This is a genomic window from Bacillus kexueae (assembly GCF_022809095.1).
GTDB classification, from domain to species: domain Bacteria; phylum Bacillota; class Bacilli; order Bacillales; family Aeribacillaceae; genus Bacillus_BZ; species Bacillus_BZ kexueae.
The window spans coordinates 306,948-328,748 of the sequence record NZ_JALAZE010000002.1 but is presented as its reverse complement, the minus strand read 5'-3'; the positions used below and the strand labels follow the sequence as shown (position 1 = coordinate 328,748).

General features: G+C 38.4%; 20 protein-coding genes. 3 read left to right on the top strand and 17 right to left on the bottom strand.

All coding sequences use genetic code 11. The features are described 5' to 3' along the window. Positions 1–25 precede the first annotated feature (25 nt). Positions 26–1,780 (top strand): N-acetylmuramoyl-L-alanine amidase family protein, encoded by a 1,755-nt coding sequence (locus ML543_RS05845; RefSeq protein ID WP_243386211.1) that lies wholly within the window; start codon positions 26–28, stop codon positions 1,778–1,780. 123 nt (positions 1,781–1,903) lie between these two features. On the opposite strand, the gene dtd is transcribed toward ML543_RS05845, so the two are convergent. From dtd to ML543_RS05805, 8 genes are all read right to left on the bottom strand, one after another. Then, entirely contained in the window at positions 1,904–2,347 is a 444-nt protein-coding gene (gene dtd, locus ML543_RS05840) for a D-aminoacyl-tRNA deacylase (protein WP_243386210.1), read from the bottom strand. Positions 2,348–2,362: 15 nt separating this feature from the next. Further along, positions 2,363–4,561 (bottom strand): RelA/SpoT family protein, encoded by a 2,199-nt coding sequence (locus ML543_RS05835; protein WP_243386209.1) that lies wholly within the window; start codon positions 4,559–4,561, stop codon positions 2,363–2,365. A 242-nt stretch (positions 4,562–4,803) separates the two neighbouring features. Further along, positions 4,804–5,316 (bottom strand): adenine phosphoribosyltransferase, encoded by a 513-nt coding sequence (locus ML543_RS05830; protein WP_243386208.1) that lies wholly within the window; start codon positions 5,314–5,316, stop codon positions 4,804–4,806. Between the two features lie 210 nt (positions 5,317–5,526). Next, positions 5,527–7,896: a single-stranded-DNA-specific exonuclease RecJ gene (recJ, locus tag ML543_RS05825; RefSeq protein ID WP_243386207.1), complete on the bottom strand. Its 2,370-nt coding sequence runs from the start codon at positions 7,894–7,896 to the stop codon at positions 5,527–5,529. A 57-nt stretch (positions 7,897–7,953) separates the two neighbouring features. Further along, entirely contained in the window at positions 7,954–8,268 is a 315-nt protein-coding gene (locus ML543_RS05820) for a LapA family protein (protein ID WP_243386206.1), read from the bottom strand. Between the two features lie 13 nt (positions 8,269–8,281). Beyond that, on the bottom strand, positions 8,282–9,181 hold the full coding sequence (locus ML543_RS05815) for a cation diffusion facilitator family transporter (protein WP_243386205.1): 900 nt from the start codon (positions 9,179–9,181) through the stop codon (positions 8,282–8,284). Between the two features lie 64 nt (positions 9,182–9,245). After that, complete coding sequence (gene secDF / locus ML543_RS05810) at positions 9,246–11,498, bottom strand: protein translocase subunit SecDF (RefSeq protein WP_243386204.1); 2,253 nt, start codon at positions 11,496–11,498, stop codon at positions 9,246–9,248. Positions 11,499–11,648: 150 nt separating this feature from the next. Beyond that, positions 11,649–11,942: a post-transcriptional regulator gene (locus ML543_RS05805; protein ID WP_243386203.1), complete on the bottom strand. Its 294-nt coding sequence runs from the start codon at positions 11,940–11,942 to the stop codon at positions 11,649–11,651. Between the two features lie 105 nt (positions 11,943–12,047). Here ML543_RS05805 and spoVB point away from each other — a divergent pair, with 105 nt between their 5' ends. Then, a complete protein-coding gene (spoVB, locus tag ML543_RS05800) occupies positions 12,048–13,604 on the top strand; it encodes a stage V sporulation protein B (RefSeq protein ID WP_243386202.1) in 1,557 nt (518 codons plus the stop codon). 302 nt (positions 13,605–13,906) lie between these two features. Here the strand turns inward: spoVB and ML543_RS05795 are convergent, their stop codons facing one another. Together ML543_RS05795 and ML543_RS05790 are read right to left on the bottom strand one after the other, a co-directional pair. Further along, the gene (locus ML543_RS05795) at positions 13,907–14,557 is read right to left on the bottom strand and encodes a DUF421 domain-containing protein (protein WP_243386201.1); all 651 of its coding nucleotides are present in this window, start codon (positions 14,555–14,557) and stop codon (positions 13,907–13,909) included. A gap of 62 nt (positions 14,558–14,619) precedes the next feature. Continuing rightward, positions 14,620–15,915: an ArsB/NhaD family transporter gene (locus ML543_RS05790; protein WP_243386200.1), complete on the bottom strand. Its 1,296-nt coding sequence runs from the start codon at positions 15,913–15,915 to the stop codon at positions 14,620–14,622. 171 nt (positions 15,916–16,086) lie between these two features. Here ML543_RS05790 and ML543_RS05785 point away from each other — a divergent pair, with 171 nt between their 5' ends. Next, positions 16,087–16,473 (top strand): TIGR04086 family membrane protein, encoded by a 387-nt coding sequence (locus ML543_RS05785; RefSeq protein WP_243386199.1) that lies wholly within the window; start codon positions 16,087–16,089, stop codon positions 16,471–16,473. 211 nt (positions 16,474–16,684) lie between these two features. On the opposite strand, the gene yajC is transcribed toward ML543_RS05785, so the two are convergent. The 7 genes from yajC to ML543_RS05750 form a co-directional block, all read right to left on the bottom strand. Next, the gene (yajC, locus tag ML543_RS05780; protein WP_243386198.1) at positions 16,685–16,951 is read right to left on the bottom strand and encodes a preprotein translocase subunit YajC; all 267 of its coding nucleotides are present in this window, start codon (positions 16,949–16,951) and stop codon (positions 16,685–16,687) included. A gap of 14 nt (positions 16,952–16,965) precedes the next feature. Beyond that, complete coding sequence (gene tgt / locus ML543_RS05775; protein ID WP_243386197.1) at positions 16,966–18,111, bottom strand: tRNA guanosine(34) transglycosylase Tgt; 1,146 nt, start codon at positions 18,109–18,111, stop codon at positions 16,966–16,968. Positions 18,112–18,136: 25 nt separating this feature from the next. After that, positions 18,137–19,165 carry a tRNA preQ1(34) S-adenosylmethionine ribosyltransferase-isomerase QueA gene (gene queA, locus ML543_RS05770; protein WP_243386196.1) on the bottom strand — a complete coding sequence of 343 codons (1,029 nt, stop codon included), beginning with the start codon at positions 19,163–19,165 and terminating at the stop codon, positions 18,137–18,139. 55 nt (positions 19,166–19,220) lie between these two features. Next, the gene (locus tag ML543_RS05765; RefSeq protein ID WP_243386195.1) at positions 19,221–19,421 is read right to left on the bottom strand and encodes a DUF2905 domain-containing protein; all 201 of its coding nucleotides are present in this window, start codon (positions 19,419–19,421) and stop codon (positions 19,221–19,223) included. After that, the gene (ruvB, locus tag ML543_RS05760; RefSeq protein WP_243386194.1) at positions 19,418–20,419 is read right to left on the bottom strand and encodes a Holliday junction branch migration DNA helicase RuvB; all 1,002 of its coding nucleotides are present in this window, start codon (positions 20,417–20,419) and stop codon (positions 19,418–19,420) included. Before ruvB ends, ML543_RS05765 begins: the two co-directional genes overlap by 4 nt. A 10-nt stretch (positions 20,420–20,429) precedes the next feature. Further along, entirely contained in the window at positions 20,430–21,041 is a 612-nt protein-coding gene (gene ruvA, locus ML543_RS05755) for a Holliday junction branch migration protein RuvA (RefSeq protein ID WP_243386193.1), read from the bottom strand. Positions 21,042–21,203: 162 nt separating this feature from the next. After that, positions 21,204–21,743, bottom strand: coding sequence for an intercompartmental signaling factor BofC (locus ML543_RS05750; RefSeq protein ID WP_243386192.1), 540 nt, complete (start codon positions 21,741–21,743; stop codon positions 21,204–21,206). Positions 21,744–21,801: the final 58 nt, after the last annotated feature.

Below are 21,801 nucleotides of genomic sequence, written 5' to 3'. Positions count from 1 at the left end.
GTCATTATTGAAAGGAGATGGAACGTTGAAAAGGCGATCCTTTTGGATAACACTTATCATTTTTTTCCTACTTTTAGGCACTGTTTCACCTGTTGTAAACGTCGTAACAGCTGAATCAAAGACTGCAACGGTTCTTGGTAGCTCCGTCAACGTGCGACAAGGTCCTGGACTTAGCTATCCTGTAATCTCATCTGCAAAATACGGAGAGACCTACACAATTGTAGGGAGTGACGGAGACTGGGTTAAAATACAGTTAAAAAATGGATCAACAGGTTGGATTGCGGGCTGGCTTGTCTCTCAAAAGACGGTTGCATCAACTCAAAAATCAACCGGCGACGTGACGTCAAATGCAACTGGATTACGAATTCGTTCAGGCCCAGGGACAAGCTTTCAAATCATTGGTTACTTCCAAAAAGGTGAAAAAGCTGAAGCCCTAGGAGAACAATCAGGTTGGGTTAATATTTCCTACAAGGGACAAAAAGGATGGGTTTCTAAAAAATACATATCTTATGTAAATAGCAGTTCATCTTCTACTTCACCGAATCAATCAACAAGCCATTCAACACCTAACACTGGAACGGTTCTAGCTTCTGCCTTAAATGTTCGTTCTCAACCGAATACATCTACATCTATCGTTGGAAAACTGTACAGAGGCGAGAAAGTTTCCATTATAGGGCAACAAGGAAAATGGTATCAAATTAAATACCAAAACAAAACGGCATGGGTTCACGGTGATTTTATTCAAACTTCATCTAATTCGTCTACTTCAAATGGTAACTCTACTACTAGTAGCACCAAAACAGGTACTGTAACAGCTAGTAGTTTGAATGTTCGTAGTGAAGGAAGTTTAAACGGTAAGGTTGTAGGGGCTGTTAAAAAAGGAACGAAGTTGACCATTCTTCAAGAAGTAAACGATTGGTATGAAATTAAACTTGATGGAAATAAAACAGGATGGGTAGCTAGCTGGTACGTAAGTACGGACGGTACCGAGACATCTTCAGACAGCAAAGAAACGACTCAAACTGTCACATTATTATATAACGGTACGAATTTACGAAGTGGTCCCTCTACCTCACATACGGTCATCGCAAGAGGGAATCAAGGGGAACAATTTCAAGTACTCTCAAAAGAAGGCGACTGGTACAAAATTAAGCTTACAAATGGGAAAGAAGCCTTCGTAGCTGGATGGATTGTCACAACTGGTAATATTCAACAAGACTTAAATAATCAAAAATCTTCCTCGATCTCAGGGAAAAAAATCATTTTAGATCCAGGCCACGGTGGCTATGATAGTGGAGCAGTTGGTTCACGAGGAACTTTGGAAAAGCATGTAACCTTACAAACAGCAAAACTCGTGTACAATAAGTTAAAGGCGCAAGGTGCAGATGTAAAGTTAACTCGAAGTGATGATACATATATCAGTCTAAACTCACGTGTTTATACTTCTAACAAACAAAAAACAGATGCCTTTATTAGCATCCATTACGATAGTTCCATCTATTCAACTGCTTCCGGTATAACATCATTCTACTATAGTAGCACGAAGGATAAACCGCTAGCTGAAGTCATTCAAAAGCAACTCATTAAAAACACGAACCTGCGTGACCGAGGTGTGAAATTTGGAAACTTCCACGTCATTCGTGAAAACTATTACCCTGCTGTATTGTTAGAACTAGGATTTTTAAGCAACCCAACAGAGGAATGGACAATTAATACGAGCGTCTTTCAAGAACAAGTATCACAAGCCATTTACAACGGCGTAGTATCGTACTTAAATTAGTGAAAGTGGAGGGCCCAGCGTCGTTTGCTAGACGTTAGAGGCCTTCCCTGTCAACTGAATGGGAAGATGTCTACCATATCAACGTTTTATACAGACAAAAATGAGTTTAGTCAGTGACTAAACTCATTTTTTACTTTCAATGATTAATGTTACGGGACCAACATTAGTGAAAGACACATCCATCATTTCACCAAATTGCCCTGTTTGAACGTTGATTCCTAGTTCACGCAAGTGGTTATTGAAGCTTTCATACAGTTCAACAGCTTTTTCTGGTCTAGCTGCTTGCATGAAGTTCGGTCTTCTTCCTTTCTGACAATCTCCGTATAGCGTAAATTGGGAAACGGATAAGACACTTCCTTCAACATCAAGTAAAGAGTGATTCATTTTTCCTTCGCTATCTTCGAACACACGTAAATGCGCCACTTTATCTGCCAAAAATCGTGCATCTTTTTCTTCATCGTCATGTGTGACACCTACTAAAACCATAAACCCGTTATCAATTTGTCCGACGATTTCTCCCGCCACTTTTACGTGCGCATTTTTCGCTCTTTGTATAACCACTTTCATTCCTAATTACCCTTTCTAGTTCATAATTCGTCGAACCGAATAAATATCCGGTATTTGCTTTATTCGTTCCACTACTTTATGCAAATGATTGATGTTCTGAATGGATATCGCCATATTAATCGTAGCAACTTTATTTCGGTCAGACCTTCCTGATACTGATGAAATATTTGTTTTTGATTCATTTACCGCATGGAGGACTTCGTTTAACAAACCTCTTCTGTCATATCCGAGTATCTCAATCTCAACATTATACTCTTTTCGCCCTTCCAATTGATTTTCCCATTCAACTTCAATTAATCGTTCTTTCGCATCATCCTTTAAGATATTTGGACAGTCCGAGCGATGAACGGAAACACCTCTCCCCTTCGTTATAAACCCTGATATATCGTCTCCTGGAACTGGATTACAACATCTCGACAATCGAATGAGCAGGTTATCAATTCCTTTAACGGATACACCCGCATCACGTTTCTTCTGAGAAGGGACTTGCTTGACTTCATGAATGACTTCCTCAATATTTTTTTCCGTTTCTTCTTGCTGACGTTTCTTTTTAAGTTTTTCAGCTAAACGATTGACCACTTGAATGGCTGTAATACCGTTATACCCAACTGCAGCATACATATCTTCTTCATTCGGGAAGTTAAATTTTTCTGCAACCCGTTGAATATTTTCACTCGTTAGGACATCTTTTACGTCAAAGTCTTGCGCTTTGATTTCTTTTTCAATCATCTCGCGCCCTTTTTCAACATTTTCTTCCCTTCTTTGCTTTTTAAAGAATTGGCGAATCTTATTTTTAGCTTGAGATGTTTGCGCTAGCTTTAACCAATCTTGGCTTGGTCCGTATGAATGTTTTGACGTTAGTATCTCAATGATATCACCGGTTTTCAAGCGATAATCAAGCGGTACCATTTTTCCGTTCACTTTAGCCCCTATCGTTTTATTGCCGATTTCAGAGTGAATACGATATGCAAAGTCAATCGGAACTGACCCTGATGGTAGTTCAATTACATCGCCTTTTGGAGTGAAAACGAATACCATATCAGAGAATAAATCGATCTTTAACGATTCCATAAATTCTTCAGCATTTGTGGAATCATTTTGGAATTCTAAAATTTCACGGAACCAACTGAGCTTTTTATCAAATGTCATCTGATCTTCAAGACTTTTACCTTCTTTGTAAGCCCAATGCGCCGCAATTCCGTATTCAGCGATTTCATGCATATCAAACGTTCTAATCTGTACTTCTAGCGGATCACCCTTTGGTCCGATTACAGTCGTATGAAGTGATTGGTACATATTTGGTTTTGGCATCGCGATGTAGTCCTTGAAACGTCCAGGCATCGGCTTCCAACATGTATGGATAATCCCTAAGACTGCGTAACAATCTTTGATACTATTGACGATAATTCGGACAGCTAACAAGTCATAAATTTCATTAAATTGCTTGTTTTGCAAAACCATTTTCCGATAAATTGAATAAATATGTTTTGGACGACCTGATAACTCCGCTTTGATTTGCACCTCATCTATACGCTGTTGTAAATCATCAATTACTTCGTCTACATATCGTTCGCGTTCCGCGCGCTTCTTCTTCATCAGATTCACAATCCGGTAGTATTGTTGCGGATTCAAATAACGAAGCGATGTATCTTCTAATTCCCATTTAATTTTAGATATCCCTAGACGGTGTGCTAATGGCGCAAAGATTTCCAACGTTTCATTGGCGATTCGACGTTGCTTCTCTTGAGGTAAATGCTTTAACGTGCGCATGTTATGAAGGCGATCAGCAAGCTTTATTAAAATGACACGAATATCTTGAGCCATTGCGACGAACATTTTTCGGTGATTTTCTGCCTGCTGCTCTTCTTTTGATTTATATTTAATTTTACCGAGTTTTGTCACACCATCCACGAGCATTGCTACTTCTTCGTTAAACGCTTTCGCTAAGTCTTCACAGGTTATATCTGTATCCTCTACTACGTCATGCAAAAAACCACTTGCGATAGTTGCCGGATCCATTTCTAAATCAACTAAAATTCCAGCAACTTGAACAGGATGAATGATGTAGGGTTCCCCAGACTTCCTGAATTGGTCTTTATGGGCTTCTTTTGCAAAATCATAGGCTTTTTGAATAAATTGTATATCCTGTTCTGCAAGATACGTTCTTGCTTTCTCAACGACTTGCTCAGCCGTTAAAATTTGTTCATTCGCCATGGAATCACCTTTATTCTTATATTTACAATTTAGACCTCTGACTTCTTGTCCACCAATTTTTCGTATTGCTTTTATTATTAATAAAATTTCAATATGTGTAAAGTATGCTGTTTAATTATTGACGAATATAGATGATAAATTTAAAATGATATGAAATGAATAGAATTTACAATCAAGTATGATATAAGAAAAAAAGCACCCTAATTGAGTGCTTTTTCCCTCTCTTTTTCGCACAAACATTATTAATACTTCATTAATGTAAAAATGTCATAGCCTTCGAGCTTTTCACGGCCTTCTAAATAAGATAGTTCAATTAAGAAGGCGATTCCAGCTACAACGCCACCAAGTTCTTCAACAAGTTTAATCGTTGCTTCAATCGTTCCACCAGTCGCTAGTAAATCGTCTGTAATTAAAACGCGTTGCCCTGGTTTAATAGCATCTTTATGAATTGTCAATGCATCTTTTCCGTATTCTAAGCCGTATTCAACTTTAATCGTTTCACGTGGAAGTTTTCCTTCCTTACGTACAGGGGCAAATCCAACTCCTAATGCATAAGCAACTGGACACCCGATGATGAATCCTCGCGCTTCTGGACCAACAACAATGTCAATTTCCTTTTCACGCGCGTAGTCAACGATTTGATCTGTCGCGTATTTGTACGCGTCCCCTTTATCCATTAACGTTGTAATGTCTTTAAATTGAATGCCCTCTTTTGGGAAGTCAGGTACGATCGTAACATATTGTTTTAAATCCATCTGTTCATGTCCTCCTTGAATGTATCCACCTACGTAGAAAAGCGTAAGAGCCTCGGGCCGATAGCGCTTAAGCTAAGAAATTAGAAAAGCACATATCGCTTTTACTTAAAGAACACATACAAGACATATAAAAGTCTATACTTCAATTAAGTACTTGTCCTTCCAACGAAATTCGCTACACACTTTTCCATATGTTTGAGCCAAGGCCCCTTATCTTACCCTTTCTCGTTCGTACTCTATATCATTTACATGATTGCAAAACTTCTCATCAAACCATGCTTTTAACTGATGATAAGAAGAATATAATAATAATTGCTCCAATTCAATCAAACGCTGCTTTGCTTGATAAGTATTAGATTGTGTCAAATCACGTTTAGGTGCTTGTTTGTTCAATGAGATGACACCATCATCTATTTTAACAAAATCTAATTCAAAAAACACCTTCGTCATGAAAATTATTGTTTCTTTTGTCCACCCTTTATGCTTAGCCAGCTCCGCACCGTATTTTTTCACATCAAATGTGCCTCTTTTAACTAAAAATGCATAATACCATTTAAAGTGTTCTCGTGTCGGAATTGTTGCAAAAAAGTGATCAGTATGTTGTGAAAATACTGTATAAATTCGACTAGGTGCACCTTTTTCAAATAACTTATCCAGCCATTCAATAGAAGGCGGCATGTCTAACAATACAACACATTGCTCTGTGAGGTCAAGATTCTTAAAAGAACTTTCATCTTCTATCCATGTCACAACGGATTTCTCGTCAAAATGATGCATCGTTTTCTCTTGAAATGCTACAAAATGAACGGAATGTTTGCGTAAATCTTTTTTCACTTGTTGAATTGTTTTCCCACGATAATCAAATAATTGCCATGATGGTATAGCTAAATCTTGAAGCATTATTTGTGGTTTCCTACGGTTATTCCATTCATTAATCGATAATTCTCCCACTACGGAAAGCTTAGACAGAGGAGATATATCGTGAACGAACTCTCCTAAACCGAATCCGACTGCATCTATTTGATAGTCATTGTGTTCAAGTGTCATCTTTAAGTGAGATTTATCTGCACCAATCTGATTCAACTTTACGGGCTTTACCTCTTCAATTAAAAAGCTTGGCTTCGGATTATGAACCCCAAATGGTGCTAACAATTGTAGATCTTCAATGGACTCAACGGATATATCATCGAGACGACAAGCTAAGTCGACCTTCTTTATTGGAATAAAGTCCTCTTTCGTTAATTGCTCATTCGCATAAGATATGAGTCGGTTTCTAAGGTGGTCAACATCATCGAGATGTAAAGTCATCCCTGCGGCCATAGGATGCCCACCAAAATGAGGTAGGAGTTCTCGACATTTTGAAAGATTCTCGAACAAATCAAATCCTTCAATACTACGAGCAGATCCTTTTGCCATTCTCGTCTCTGGATCGATGCTTAAAACAATGGTTGGTCGATAAAATTTTTCTACTAACTTAGATGCAACGATGCCAACGACACCTGAATTCCAATTTTCTTTTGCGATTACTAATACTGGGTTCTCTTCAATTGGAAAATTCGCTTCAATTTCTTGAATGGCTTCTTCCGTCATTTTTTGGACGAGCTTTTGACGGTCTTTATTTAACTCATCTATTTCTTGAGCGAGCATTTCTGCTTCCGCCATATCACCAGAAAGTAATAAATCAACAGCTGGATCAGCATCTTGTAATCGTCCAACAGCATTGATTCGAGGTCCTATTGCAAAGCCGATGGTATCCTCATTAATTTCATGTTGCTTAACTTTTGCCACAGAAAGTAACGCTTTTATTCCTGGCCTTTTCGTTTTCTTCATTTCTTCAATACCAAACTTAGCGATTAAACGATTTTCGTCTACTAAAGGTACTAAATCAGCAATGGTTCCAATAGCTGCAATTTCTAATAACTCACGTGGAACTTCTCCCAATAATGCATGCGCCACTTTAAAGGCTACTCCTACTCCCGCTAACTCTTTAAACGGATAAGAGCTCCCTTCTTTTTTTGGGTGAATAATTGCATATGCATCAGGAAGTTCATCCCCAATTTCATGGTGATCGGTAATGATTAAATCCATTCCAAGTTCTTTCGCTACCTTCGCCTCGTGAATGGCTGCAATTCCCGTATCTACAGTAATGACTAATGTATACCCTTGTTCCGCTATGAATCGAAAGGCTTCCTCATTTGGACCATACCCTTCACTAAAACGATTGGGAATATAAAAGTCAACATTTGCTCCTAACTGACGAAGAGCTGTCAACATTACTGTTGTACTGCTAACACCATCCGCATCATAATCGCCATAAATCATTATTTGCTCATCATTTCCGATGGCTTCTTTTACTCGCTTGACGACCTTTTCCATATCACCAAGTAAAAAGGGATCATGAAATGATTGATTTTTTATATGAACAAAGCGACGCGCCTCATCAATGGAGGCAATTCCTCTATTGACCAACAATGTAGCAACTAGAGGTGATATGTTTAATTCGCTTTGAAATGATTGAATTAATTCTCCATTGACCTCTTGTTTGTCAAGTCGCTGCCAACGATTTTTCGAATGAAGCATAATTTCACCCCTCAACCATCCCATTATACAGAATGAATTGAGGGGTTTTCAATTCCATTATTTTGTTTCCGGCATAGAAGGAGGCTCCGTGTTTTTTTCTTGCTCTTCGTTTTGTTCTTTTTCTTGTTTTAATAATGCATTTTCTCTTTCAAGCTTTTTAATTTTTCGTTGTAATGAAAGCATTCTTACTGCACCTAGCAACATAACTGTAATGGCTCCCATAATGGCTGAACCAATAATAACAATTACAAGCGGCCAGTTTGCCGTGCCAAATAAATAGTCAATTTCAACTGGTTCGACATTAATAACAGCAAAAATAGAAACAATTAAAGCAAAGATTAAGGATAATAATAGAGCGGTTTGATTTTTCAAAACATCCCCTCCTTTAGTCATTTTCTTCGGGTGAATAAGGATTAATATGCACAAAAACGTTCCGTACGTTTTCATGTTCCATTAATCGTTTCTTCACACGCTTACCGACACGATGTCCTTCTTCCACTGTCATATCGGGGTCAACAGAAATTTTCAAATCAACAATGACGTAATGTCCATGTTCTCTTGCATGAAGTTCGTCAATCCGTTTCACTTCTGGTTCATTCAATACGGTTTCTCTTAACGGTACGGTATCTTCATCATGCAATACATGATCGAGCGTATTATGGATCGCATCTCCCCCTAGCTTCCATGCCATTTTTAATACGAGTAATGATACGAAAATTCCTGCTACTGGATCTAAAAAGATAAGCCAGTCAATTTGCAAATAACCACCTATAATGGCCCCAACAATTCCAATCAATGCGGCAAACGAAGAAAAAACATCCGACCGATGTTCATATGCATTAATAATGACCGCATCACTTTTAATTCGTTTACCCACATTATATTTATATCGAAACATCGCTTCTTTTACGACTATCGATAGTACGACAGCAAATATCGCCATCGTTTTCGGTGGATGAATTTCTTCAAAAAATGATTCAATCGATGATTTTCCAATTTCCAATCCTACTAAGAATAGCAATACTGCAACAATAATAGCGGCGATTGATTCTGCTTTCCCATGCCCATACGGATGATCATCATCCGGCGGCTCTTTGGCTACCCGTAATCCGACAAATACGGCTAACGAACCAACAACGTCGCTAGCTGAATGGACGGCATCTGCAATAAGCGCCTTACTATTTGCCATCATCCCTATAACACCTTTAACGATGGCAAGAACAACATTTCCAACAATTCCAATTATCGTAGCAAATTCTGCCTGCTTAAAGCGATCATCGCTCATCTTGATCACCTCTCAAAGATAAAGGAAGGGGTGGTTAACAATTCCCCACCCCCTACATGATTATTTAAGCCTCATTTTCCATTTCATCGTTAGCTTGTTGCTTTGCAATAGGCTTTTTCTTCAATTGCTTGCCTTTCCATACTAACCAGATTTGAGCAGCAATAAATAACGAAGAGTACGTACCTGATACAAGACCAATTAATAGCGCGATTGAGAAATTCAAAATGGAACTGCTACCGAATATCAATAATGCAACAACAGCAAACACAACTGTCAAGACTGTATTTAATGAACGAGTAAAGGTCTGTTGTAAACTTTTATTCACAACATCCGTTAAATCTTCCATCGTTTTAACACGTTTTTTCTTTTTCATATTTTCTTTAATTCGATCAAATGTAACAATTGTGTCATTAATAGAGTATCCGATGACAGTTAAAACAGCTGCAATAATCGTAATATCCACTTCTAATCTTGTTATGCTAAAGAACGCTATTGTAAAGAATGCGTCATGTGCTAGTGCAACGATTGCAGCTAAAGCCATAAAGAATTCAAATCGAATCGATACATAGATGATTATTCCAATGGAAGCAATTAAAACAGCAACTAGTGCATTTCGTGCCAATTCTTTTCCAACTGTTGGTGAAACGGTACTTACATTGGGTTCATTTCCATACTTCTCTTGGAAATGGTCTTTCACCTTCGCAATTTGATCTTGTGAAAGAACGCCGACTAATCGTGCTACCCCAATTTCATTATCTGTACCTGATAAAACAATCTCATTCGGCTCAATCCCAACTGATTGAAACTCTTTCTCTACTTCTTCCGCTGTTAATGACTGGTTCGCTAACACTTCGATTCTTGTTCCACTTGCAAAATCAATCCCTAAATTCAGTTTTGCAAAAAACAGAATAAGGATTCCTGCTACTACCATGATGGACGATGCTAGGAAAAAGCTCTTTCTATGTTTCACAAAATCAAGTCCATCGAAACGTGTCGGCACATCCGTTTGTTTGTTCGTTTTAGCAATATCTAAAATTTCATCTTCCTTCACACCAAACCAACGAGGCTTTTGGTCAAAGAAACGACTATTTACAAGTAAGGAAAGTAAGATTCTTGTTAAATATACAGCAGTTATAAAGCTAACTACGATACTGACCATTAACATCGTCGCAAACCCTTTGACGGAGCTTGTACCGTAGAAAAATAAAACGGCAGCTGCTAATAAAGTCGTCACATTAGCATCAATAATCGTCAGTAATGAGCGGCGATTCCCTGCCTTAAACGCTGAGCGTATACTTTTACCAAGTTTTAATTCCTCTTTTATCCGTTCATACGTAATAATATTAGCATCAACCGCCATACCCACTCCTAATATTAGGGCGGCAATCCCAGGAAGTGTTAATACTGCGTTCATCCAATCAAACACAAGTAATATTAAGTAGATGTACGCAGATAACGTAACTGCAGCGATAATTCCAGGTAAGCGGTAGAAAAACGCCATGAACACAAAAATTACTAGAATACCGATAATTCCTGCGATAACAGTCTTCTCCATCGCTTGTTCCCCGAATTTAGCTCCGACGGAAGTGGAATACATTTCAGTTAGCTTAACTGGAAGAGCACCTGCATTCAGTAAATTCGCAAGTTCTTTCGCTTCCTCAATGGTAAACTGTCCTTCAATCGTCACTTCTGTCGTGTTAAACACTTCATTTACATTAGGGGCTGAAATATATTTCGGATTCTCTTTGAACATTTCTTCTTCAAAGGAATCTCCTTCTTCATAATCAAGCCAAATGACAAGCTGGTTCGCTGGAGCCATGCTTAGGACATGTTGGGTCACTTCTTTAAACTTTTCAGCATCTTTTAACTGAACGACAACATTCGGCTGTCCATTTTGGTCGAAGGATTGTTTTGCGCCTCCTTCAACTAAATCAGAGCCATTTAACATCTCTACATCTTCTGTATCACGGAATGTTAACTCCGCCTGAGTTGATAGTATTTCTCTTGCTTTATTTTGGTTATCTACACCTGCAAGCTGAACACGAATTCGGTTATCTCCCTCAATTTGAATGTTCGGTTCACTTACACCGAGTACATTCGCCCTTTTGTTCAGAGCATCCACCGTATTAATAAGTACAGTTCGATCAATTTCTGATTCACCATTAACGGGCTCAACTTCGTATAAGATTTCAAATCCACCTTGCAAGTCTAAACCGAGTGTAATATTTTTCGTGATATCTTTCGTCGTAACCCCCATAAGGCTACCTAACAGTATAATGATTAGAAAAAACGCTATAAAGCGTCCCCGCTTTACCATATGTATCCTCCTTAAAGCTATGCAATAAATTCCTTACCTGTCTTCATTATGTATAAAATCGTGGTGTTCAGTTGTAGGTTATATACTTTTAAACCTATCAAGCGCATCACGCTATCGCTTATAAAAATTCTTGAACTGATCAAAAGCAGTCTACATAAGTTCCTTTAATAAATTTTTTGCATCCTCGCTATCAAACCAACTTGCTTCTTTAAATGATTCAACCGTCGTGTAGTTCATGAAGTCCGTCACTTTTACAGATAAAATATCTGCAGCCAATTGATGAATTTTTACATCATTTAGCTTCTTCCATTTTTTCGATACTAAAAAATCCCAAAGGTCCCCATCTGTCATTTTATCATATCCAAGTAAACGAAATTCTTCCATTTTACTAACAATAAAAGGTTTTAAATGATCACGGTATTGGTTAGCAGGATGAGTGGTCATCGATAAGCTCCTTCCTTATTTACAATTGCTTGTCATGCTTGGTCAAACTTAGCGCATATAGTAATTGTAATAGATAATAGGTTATTTGAGAAGGCAGGGAGAACAATGACAAAGCAAACTTTCTTACAAGGAACGATCATTTTAATAGTCGCTGGATTAATTACACGTGTATTAGGGTTTATTAATCGAATAGTCGTAGCAAGAATTATAGGCGAAGAAGGGGTTGGCTTATATATGATGGCCGTCCCAACATTAGTGCTTGTCATTACTATTACTCAGTTCGGATTACCAGTTGCAATATCGAAATTGGTAGCGGAAGCCGAGGCTGAAGGAAATACAAGAAAAGTAAAAAAGATTCTCGTCGTATCTTTAGCGGTGACAGGAAGCTTATGCATTATTTTTACACCTGCTGTTTTCCTGCTCGCTCCATACTTATCTAAAGAACTACTAACGGATGACAGAACATTATATCCCCTTTTAGCCATCTCACCTGTCATTCCAATTGTGGCAATCTCATCAGTATTACGTGGATATTTCCAAGGAAAGCAAAATATGAGACCCGCTGCCTACTCGCAAGTATTAGAACAAGTCGTACGAATTACACTCATCGCTGTTTTCACGAAAGCGTTGTTGCCTTATGGTATCGAGTACGCCGCTGCAGGTGCGCTTTTTTCATCCGTCATTGGTGAACTCGTTTCCCTTATATACTTGTTTACGATGTTTAAAGTGAAAAAGCGGGTAAAAGTTAGACGAAACTTTTTCAAAGCGATGAAACAAGGGAAGGATACGTTCAACCAATTAATGAGCATTGCTGTCCCAACAACGGGAAGCCGTTTAATCGGTTCTATTTCATGGTTTTTTGAACCAATAGTTGTTGCTCAAAGTCTCGCCATCGCAGGGGTAGCAGCTTCCCTATCAACAAGGCAATACGGGGAATTGACAGGTTATGCTCTACCATTGCTGTTTTTACCTTCCTTTATCACATATTCATTGTCGACTTCACTCGTTCCAGCAATTAGCGAAGCCATTGCTCAACAGAAAAAAAAGCTTGCTGAATATCGACTTCGTCAAGCCTTCCGCCTATCCATTGTTACAGGTGGATTAGCTGTCGTTGTCTTATATGTGTTTGCAAATCCAATCATGGCACTAATGTATGGCAATGATCACGCTGCTATTTTCATTAAAGTAATGGCACCGTTCTTCATCTTTTATTACTTTCAAGGGCCTCTTCAAGCAGCCCTCCAAGCACTTGATCTAGCAAGAGCTGCCATGATTAATAGTTTAATTGGAGCGATTGTCAAAACGGGTCTTATATTTGCTTTAGCTACTCGCCCAGAGCTCGGAATAATGGGGGCAGCATTAGCTATCGTCATCGGATTTATGCTAGTGACACTTCTTCATTATGCTACGGTTTTAAAAGTTGTTCAGTTTACGATATACACCCGAGATTATTTATTTAGCCTAATCGTTATGATTAGTAGCGCAATGATTGGTCACTATTCTTATTCATTTATCGTAAAATATGTAGCAGGTGTCCCTTTATTACTTATCGCCATTACCATCACTTCAATATCCTATTTTTTACTGCTGTTGATTTTTAAACTGATTGAGAAAGAAGAACTCAAACGAATTCCATTCTTCAAATTGTTATTCAAATCGTAAATACAATTCAAGTGTTGCTTTTACAACTTTTTTAACATGAATACATTATGCTCCAGGAGCTTGCTTTCAGCGGAATAGAAATCAAACCTTTTCGGCATGCGCTTCTTGGAGCTCTCCCCTTTCTCTACACCCCTGAACAATGATTTTTGTTCGTACTAAATACAACATTCTTTTAGCTACAGGAAAAAGCTTACCTCAAGTGAAACGCTTGTAGGCGAGGCATGACCAAAATAAGTGGCAAAGTAGCGGTTATGTGAATCAAGCGTCTTAAAATAAGCGTTTCTCCACATTCTACAAGCAATTCATGAACCGCTATTTCTTTTCGTTTCAATTTCAAACTTCCCATTTTCAAAACTACAGTAAAAAATCTCTTCAATTTCCTTATATCCTCGTTTTTGCAACTCCTCTTGTAGCCAGCCCTCATCTTTATTCGTCAAACGTAAGTTTTCACGTTGGATTTTCCCATCTAAAATTAGAGGGAAAGGGATACCGTGCTGTTTATCGTCTTTTTGATACACTGAAAGCTTTCCAGAAGGTTCTAAAACCGCAAATTCTACATCTTGTACTCGACGTATTTCTTTTTCTCTTAATTGCATAAGAAGATCATCAAAATTATAGCGTTGTTTTGCCATCGCTTTTGCATCTATTTTCCCGTTATGTATGATGATGGTCGGCTTTCCATCAATTAAATGTCGGACTCGTTCATTTTTCAGAGAAATATACGCAAGACTCACTTGAATAATTAGCAAAACAACCATTGGCAAAATTGTATGATAGAGAGGATCTTTCGCATCTTCTATCCCCACTACAGCAATTTCTGCAATCATAATAAAAACAACTAAATCAAGAATGCTTAATTCGCCAATTTCTCGTTTTCCCATGACCCGAAATATGATTAAGATAACAATATACAAGATTACGGTACGAATTATCATGTGCAAGGCGATTTCCATAATTAAGCCCCCTTGAAATCATTCCACTTTTTAGTGTGACAATTTCAAAGGGGAATATGCATTTACGTCATCATAAATGGAATTAAATATCGGAAATAGATGTAAACAGAGCAAATGACTAACGATAAGAGAACGATGGGAAAGCCAACTTTAAAAAAATCAATGAATCGAATTTCTTCTTGCTCTTTCTTCGCTAATCCGACGACAACTAAGTTGGATGAAGAACCGAGTAATGTACCATTCCCTCCTAAACAAGCACCTAAGGCAAGGGACCACCACAACGGATCCAAATTCGTCATTCCGTATTCTTTTAATTCTAAAATGACCGGGATCATAGCAGCGACAAATGGAATGTTATCGACAAACCCTGAGAAAATTCCTGTTATCCATAACATCGCGATTGACGTTTTGGGCAAGTCACCTTCTGTATATAGGACAAGCGCCCGCGCCAATTCATCTAACAGCCCTACTTCTTCCAAGCCACCTACTAGTAGAAACAGTCCGACAAAGAAAAACAGTGTTGTCCACTCTACTTGCTTTAACACATCATCCACTCGAAACTCATCTTGAGTCAACAATAATAAGAGAAGCGCTCCTGCTAATGCAATACTCGTTAAATCCACATGTAAAAAAGGTTGCATCATAAAACCTACGATTGTTATGAATAAAACAAATAAAGATTTCGGAAGTGCCGGCGTTTTCTGCAAGTAATCCTTTGCGTCAATAGACTTTAAATTACTTGCATTCGTTGGTTTTTTCATCAGTTCGTATTGGTACTTAAAAATTAGATAGGTCATCACAACGATAAAAATAATGATGACAATCGGCGTTAGATTAATTAAAAAAGCATTGAAACTTAAATGGTCGACAGCTTGACCAATCATGACATTCGGCGGATCCCCGATTAATGTGGCAGTACCCCCAATATTAGAAGATATGATTACCGTTATTAAATAAGGGATAGCAGGTATATGTAGTAGACGGACAAGTGTCATGATGACTGGTACGAGTAATAACACGATAGTCACATTGGCTAAAAAGGCTGATCCAATAGCTGTTAATAAGGAGATGACAATTAACAAAGGAATCGGTCTTCCATTAACGATTTGCGCCATTTTAATTGCAGTATACTCAAATACACCCGTTTTGCTAGTAATTATCACAATAATCATCATGGAAAAAAGGAGCGCTATAGTATTCCAATCAATGTAATGCAAAAAAGCACGGTCAATATTATAAACGCCAAAAAGAAGCATTAACACGCCGCCTGCACAAGCAACTAACGCGCGATCTATCTTTTCTAACATGATGATACAATAGCAAATAAAAAATAATGTGATTACAACTATTGAAGACATCGTGCTTCCCCTTCCATCGGTTCAATTAATACATCATATGATGCTAGTCCATGAAAATATTTATATTCTAAATCTTTTTTCAATGAATAAGCTTGTATTAGAAAATCACCTTGAAATAGTCGTATAAGAAAACGACTTCTACTTTGAAAAGGGAATAGGAGGAATCATAACTTGATTGAATCCAAACGATGGGGAAGTGCAATTTTATATGGTGTAATATCCATATTCTTAATGGGACTTGTTGTCAGTTTACTCTTTTCGCTTTTATTAAAGTTTACAAGCTTAACCGAACAGTCGATCCAATGGGTCGTAACTACCCTTGGGTTCATTGCCGTGTTTATCGGAGGCTTTGTTGCGGGGGGGAAGGGAAAAGAAAAAGGACTTTTACTAGGTGCCTTAACAGCTATTATTTACACTTCAATCATCTTGTTATTTAACTTTTTAGGTTTTGGTCAAACACTATCAGCAAAAAATTGGATGTATCATGGAGGCTTTCTTCTCATCGCCATGCTTGGTGGTGTCATCGGTGTTAACATCTCATCCAATAGAAGCGCGTAAGAAAAGCGCAAAGCGCAAGTCCTTAGGCGAAGGGCGCTGGAGGACCTGCGAGGAGGCTTCCGTCGCCACAGCAGGGCCGAAGCAACCCGAGCTGATGGCGCTTGGAGCTAGACACAAAAAAAATTTATTGAACTTAAACTTTCTGTAACAAAAATAAAAACAGCAGGAAGTTGATGAAACTTCCTGCTGTTTACGTCTACTATGTATAGACTTACGCTTTCTCGACAACCTCACGAACAGCGCGGCGATCGAATGTTAGACGAGATCCATCGCCAGCTTTGATGACGATTTTATCCTCGTCTAAAGAGTCAACAATCCCGTGTAAGCCACCGATTGTTACAATTTTATCTCCCTTTTGTAAGCCTGCCTGCATGTCGCGAACTTGCTTCTGTTGCTTTTGTTGCGGACGGATTAATAAGAAGTAAAACACCGCAATCATTGCAATAAGTGGCAATAAAGTACTAACTAAACCTTCCATGTTTTCACCCCTTTCTAAAAGTTTTTTGCATTCGGTTTATTAAACCCGTATTTTTCGAAAAATTCATCGCGGAAGTCGCCTAATCGATCTTCACGAATCGCTTCTCGCACTTGCTCCATTAATTTTAACAGAAAATATAGATTATGATAAGAAGTTAGACGAATTCCGAACGTTTCATTACACTTAATAAGATGACGAATGTACGCACGTGAATAATTTTTACATACGTAGCAATCACAATTTTCATCAAGAGGACCGAAGTCGCGAGCATATTTCGCATTTTTGACCACAAGACGTCCTTCACTCGTCATTAAGGTACCATTTCTCGCAATTCGTGTTGGAAGTACACAATCAAACATATCAATACCACGAATGGCTCCGTCAATTAATGAATCAGGAGACCCGACTCCCATTAAATAACGTGGTTTATTAGCTGGAAGTAGTGGTGTCGTAAATTCAAGGACACGATTCATCACATCCTTCGGTTCTCCAACAGATAATCCACCAACCGCATAACCTGGGAAATCTAGCGAAATTAAGTCTTGAGCACTTTGTTTACGTAAATCTTCGTATTCTCCACCTTGAACAATTCCGAATAACCCTTGTTCATTCGGACGAGCATGAGCTTTTAAACAACGCTCCGCCCAACGACTCGTACGTTCAACAGATTTCTTCATATAATCGTATTCCGCAGGGTATGGTGGGCATTCATCAAATGCCATCATAATATCTGATCCGAGTGCGTTTTGAATCTCCATTGCTTTTTCAGGTGATAAGAACAGTTTGTCTCCATTTAAATGATTGCGGAAGTACACACCCTCTTCTTCAATTTTACGGAATTCGCTTAAACTAAAAACTTGGAATCCGCCTGAATCCGTCAGAATGGCTCCATCCCAATTCATAAATTTATGCAAACCGCCCGCTTCTTTTACGATGGACTCGCCAGGACGTAACCATAAATGGTACGTGTTACTTAAAATAATCCCTGCACCCATTTCCTTTAAATCTTCTGGCGACATCGTTTTAACAGTAGCTAAAGTACCAACAGGCATAAACACAGGAGTTTCAAATGAACCGTGCGGCGTATGAACCCTTCCTAAACGTGCTCCCGTTTGTTTACACGTTTTAATTAATTCGTAACGTATTGGTGAAGTAGACAAAATGAAGTTCCTCCTTTAAATTCTCTTAGATGATGAACATGGCATCGCCAAAGCTGAAGAATCGATATTTTTCTTTAACTGCTGCTTCGTATGCGTTTAATACGTTTTCACGTCCAGCTAACGCACTAATGAGCATAATCAAAGACGATTTTGGAAGGTGGAAGTTCGTAATCATCCCATCAATCGCTTTAAACTCGAAGCCTGGATAAATAAAAATATCTGTCCACCCGCTTTCAGCCACGAAAGTTCCATTGTGTCGCGATGCGATTGTTTCCAATGTTCTCGTAGATGTTGTTCCAACAGAAATGATGCGTCCACCTTGTTTTCGCACTTGATTTAATAGCTCTGCTGTTCCTTCACTCATTTGATAAAACTCAGCGTGCATTTCATGTTCTTCTATGTTATCAACATTGACAGGGCGAAACGTTCCTAACCCGACATGAAGGGTAATGAACGCAATATGAACCCCTTTATCTTTTAATTGTTGTAAAATTTCTTCTGTAAAATGAAGGCCAGCTGTTGGTGCTGCTGCAGAACCACTTTCACGAGAATAAACCGTTTGATAACGCTCCCTGTCATCAAGCTGTTCTTTAATATATGGTGGTAGTGGCATCTCACCAAGTGATTCTAATACTTCTAGAAAAATTCCTTCATATGAGAATTCCATTAAACGGCCACCGTGTTCAAGGGTTCCTACACATGTTGCTTTTAGCTTCCCATCTCCGAACGTCACAACGGTCCCTTCTTTAATACGCTTAGCCGGCTTTGCTAGTGTTTCCCACACATCTCCATCTCGTTGTTTGAGTAGAAGAATTTCCACTTTCGCTCCCGTGTCATCTTTCACACCCCATAGTCTTGCAGGCAACACGCGCGTATCATTCAACACTAAACAATCACCTGGCTGAATGTAATTCAATATATTTTTAAAGAGATCGTGCTCAAAATGCCCTGTCTCTTTATTAAGTACCATGAGTCTCGAAGCATCTCGCTCTTTTAGTGGTACTTGAGCAATTAACTCTTCGGGTAAATGAAAATCAAATAAATCTAACTTCATGTTCTCACCTTATTTCTGTCTATTCTCTCGTATATTCGTTTTGAATGATGAAAGCCTACTTAAAACGGCTGATGATTGTAAAAAGTAGCGTTAAAACAATGCTCACGATAATGCTCGTCATGATAGGAAAGTAAAAGGTTACGTTTCCTTTTTTCCACGTAAAATCTCCAGGGAGTCGTCCAACTAAATGCATTATGGCACCGATTATTAACAGGACAGCCCCTATCGTCATTAACATCTTCGGAAGTTCTGTCATTCTTTTGGCACCTCCAGCCCAAAATGGTGATACACCTCGTTTGTTACCATTCTGCCCCTCGGTGTTCGTTTCATAAAACCAATCTGTAACAAATACGGCTCGTAAACATCTTCAATCGTATGAGGCTCCTCACCGATGGTAGCGGCAATTGTATCTAATCCGACCGGTCCCCCATTAAACTTTTCTATAATTCCACGTAACAGTTTATGATCAATATGATCAAGCCCTAATTTATCTACTTGCAGTCGTTCAAGCGCATCTTTCGCAAGCACATCTGTTATTTTATCGTATTGTAGCACTTGAGCAAAATCCCGAACCCTTCTTAATAACCGATTTGCAATTCGAGGGGTGCCTCGAGATCTTCTCGCAACTTCGAATGCTGCTTCTGTTTCTATCTCAATGTCAAACAATTGAGATGTGCGAGTAACAATTTGAGCCAATTCCTCTTCGTGATAGTATTCTAACCTTCCTAACACCCCAAAACGATCACGTAAAGGAGCTGTTAAAAGGCCTACTCTTGTCGTTGCCCCAACAAGTGTGAACGGTGGTAAATCTAATCGAACACTTCTTGCACTCGGGCCTTTTCCAATCACAATATCTAAACAAAAGTCTTCCATTGCTGGATAGAGAACTTCTTCAATAGAACGGTGAAGACGATGAATTTCATCTATAAATAAGACGTCCCCTGGCTCCAACGCAGTTAATACAGCAGCCAAATCGCCCGGTCGTTCAATGGCTGGCCCTGCTGTTGTTCGGACATTAACCCCCATTTCATTCGCGATGATCGTTGCTAACGTCGTCTTTCCTAAACCTGGTGGACCATATAATAAAACATGGTCAAGCGTCTCCTGTCTCATTTTTGCCGCTTCAATAAATACTTTCAAATTTTCTTTTACTTTCTTTTGACCAATATATTGGTCTAATGTTTGCGGTCGTAAGCTTAGCTCCAGACCCGCATCTTCCAGATCTGCTTGTTGGGAAACAATTCGTTCGTCCATAAGCATCCCCTTACTTTAATAGCTTTTGTAGCGCCATTTTTACATATTGATCTGTTGAGAGAGATACTCCTTTTAGGGAAGGAATCACTTTATTAATTTCTCTCTCGCTATAGCCTAACACTTTTAATGCTTCGATAGCTTCTGATAAAGCATCTTCTGACTGCTTTTTCTCTTCTACTTCTTCATAATTAAATAGATCCGTTGATACAGCAGCGGGAATAATATCTACTAATTTTCCTTTTAAGTCAAGAATGATTTGTCTAGCAGTCTTCTTGCCGACACCTGGGAACTTCACTAAAAACTTTTCATCTTCATTTTCAATTGCTTCAACAACTTGCCCAGGGTCACCTGATGCTAAAATCGCCAAACCACCTTTTGGACCAATTCCTGTTACATTTAGTAACTTGATAAATAACGCCTTCTCTTCTCTCGTTTCAAAGCCGTATAATGCGATCAAATCTTCTCGAACATATTGGTACGTATATACGGTTACTTGTTGATTCATATATTTTTGATAGACAAACGGGTTCGGCGTTACAATTTGATAGCCAATTCCCCCATTTTCAACTACCACAAATTCAGGACTTATGTATCTTACAGTACCTTTAACAAATTCAATCACTTTCGTTCACCTCTTTATGACTGTCTCTCATTTTATCATAAAAGTGTGGAAAGAAAGAGAAAAAAATACGAATTCATGTTCGAAAAGAGGCAATTTAAGATGCCAAAAGAAAACGTAAAAAACACCCTTTCATCAAAATGAAGATCCAGGGTGTTCATCGTATCAATGGACATTATCAATGGAGTAGGATTTAAAGGCTTCAATCACTTCTAAATACTGATTTTTATTCTTAATTGGAATTCCTTCTTTTAATTCCGTTTGTTTATGACTTTCAAGCTTTCCGACATCAATCTGGAAAAACGATTGAATGATGTGATATCCATTTGTCGGCTTTCCATTAAAGATACTAAGCGTACCATCCTCTTGTATGCCAAAATAACCATTTGCTTTTAAAAGGGGTGATATATCATCAATATATTTCTGGAATATAATTTCGTCTTCATTTTGTGTTATTAGCTCCCAATCAGCATACTGAGCCCAAAAGTCTTCCATTGACAAAATTTGTTCCTCTACAATTTCTTCACTTTTTTCTCCATCCATATAAATTCGTTCGAGTACGACACGGACAGTTAAAGGACCATTCACTTCAAATGCTTCTTCCTTTTGAACTTTAGAAGTATTGGCAAAATAAAGGTCATTAAAGCTTATAAATACCACTACTGCAAAAGGGATGAGAAAGAAGAGATGATACAACCGTCTCATTTTACGTTCACCTCTATTGTGTAAAATAATAAGTCTTTTTATAGTGTGACCATAAATA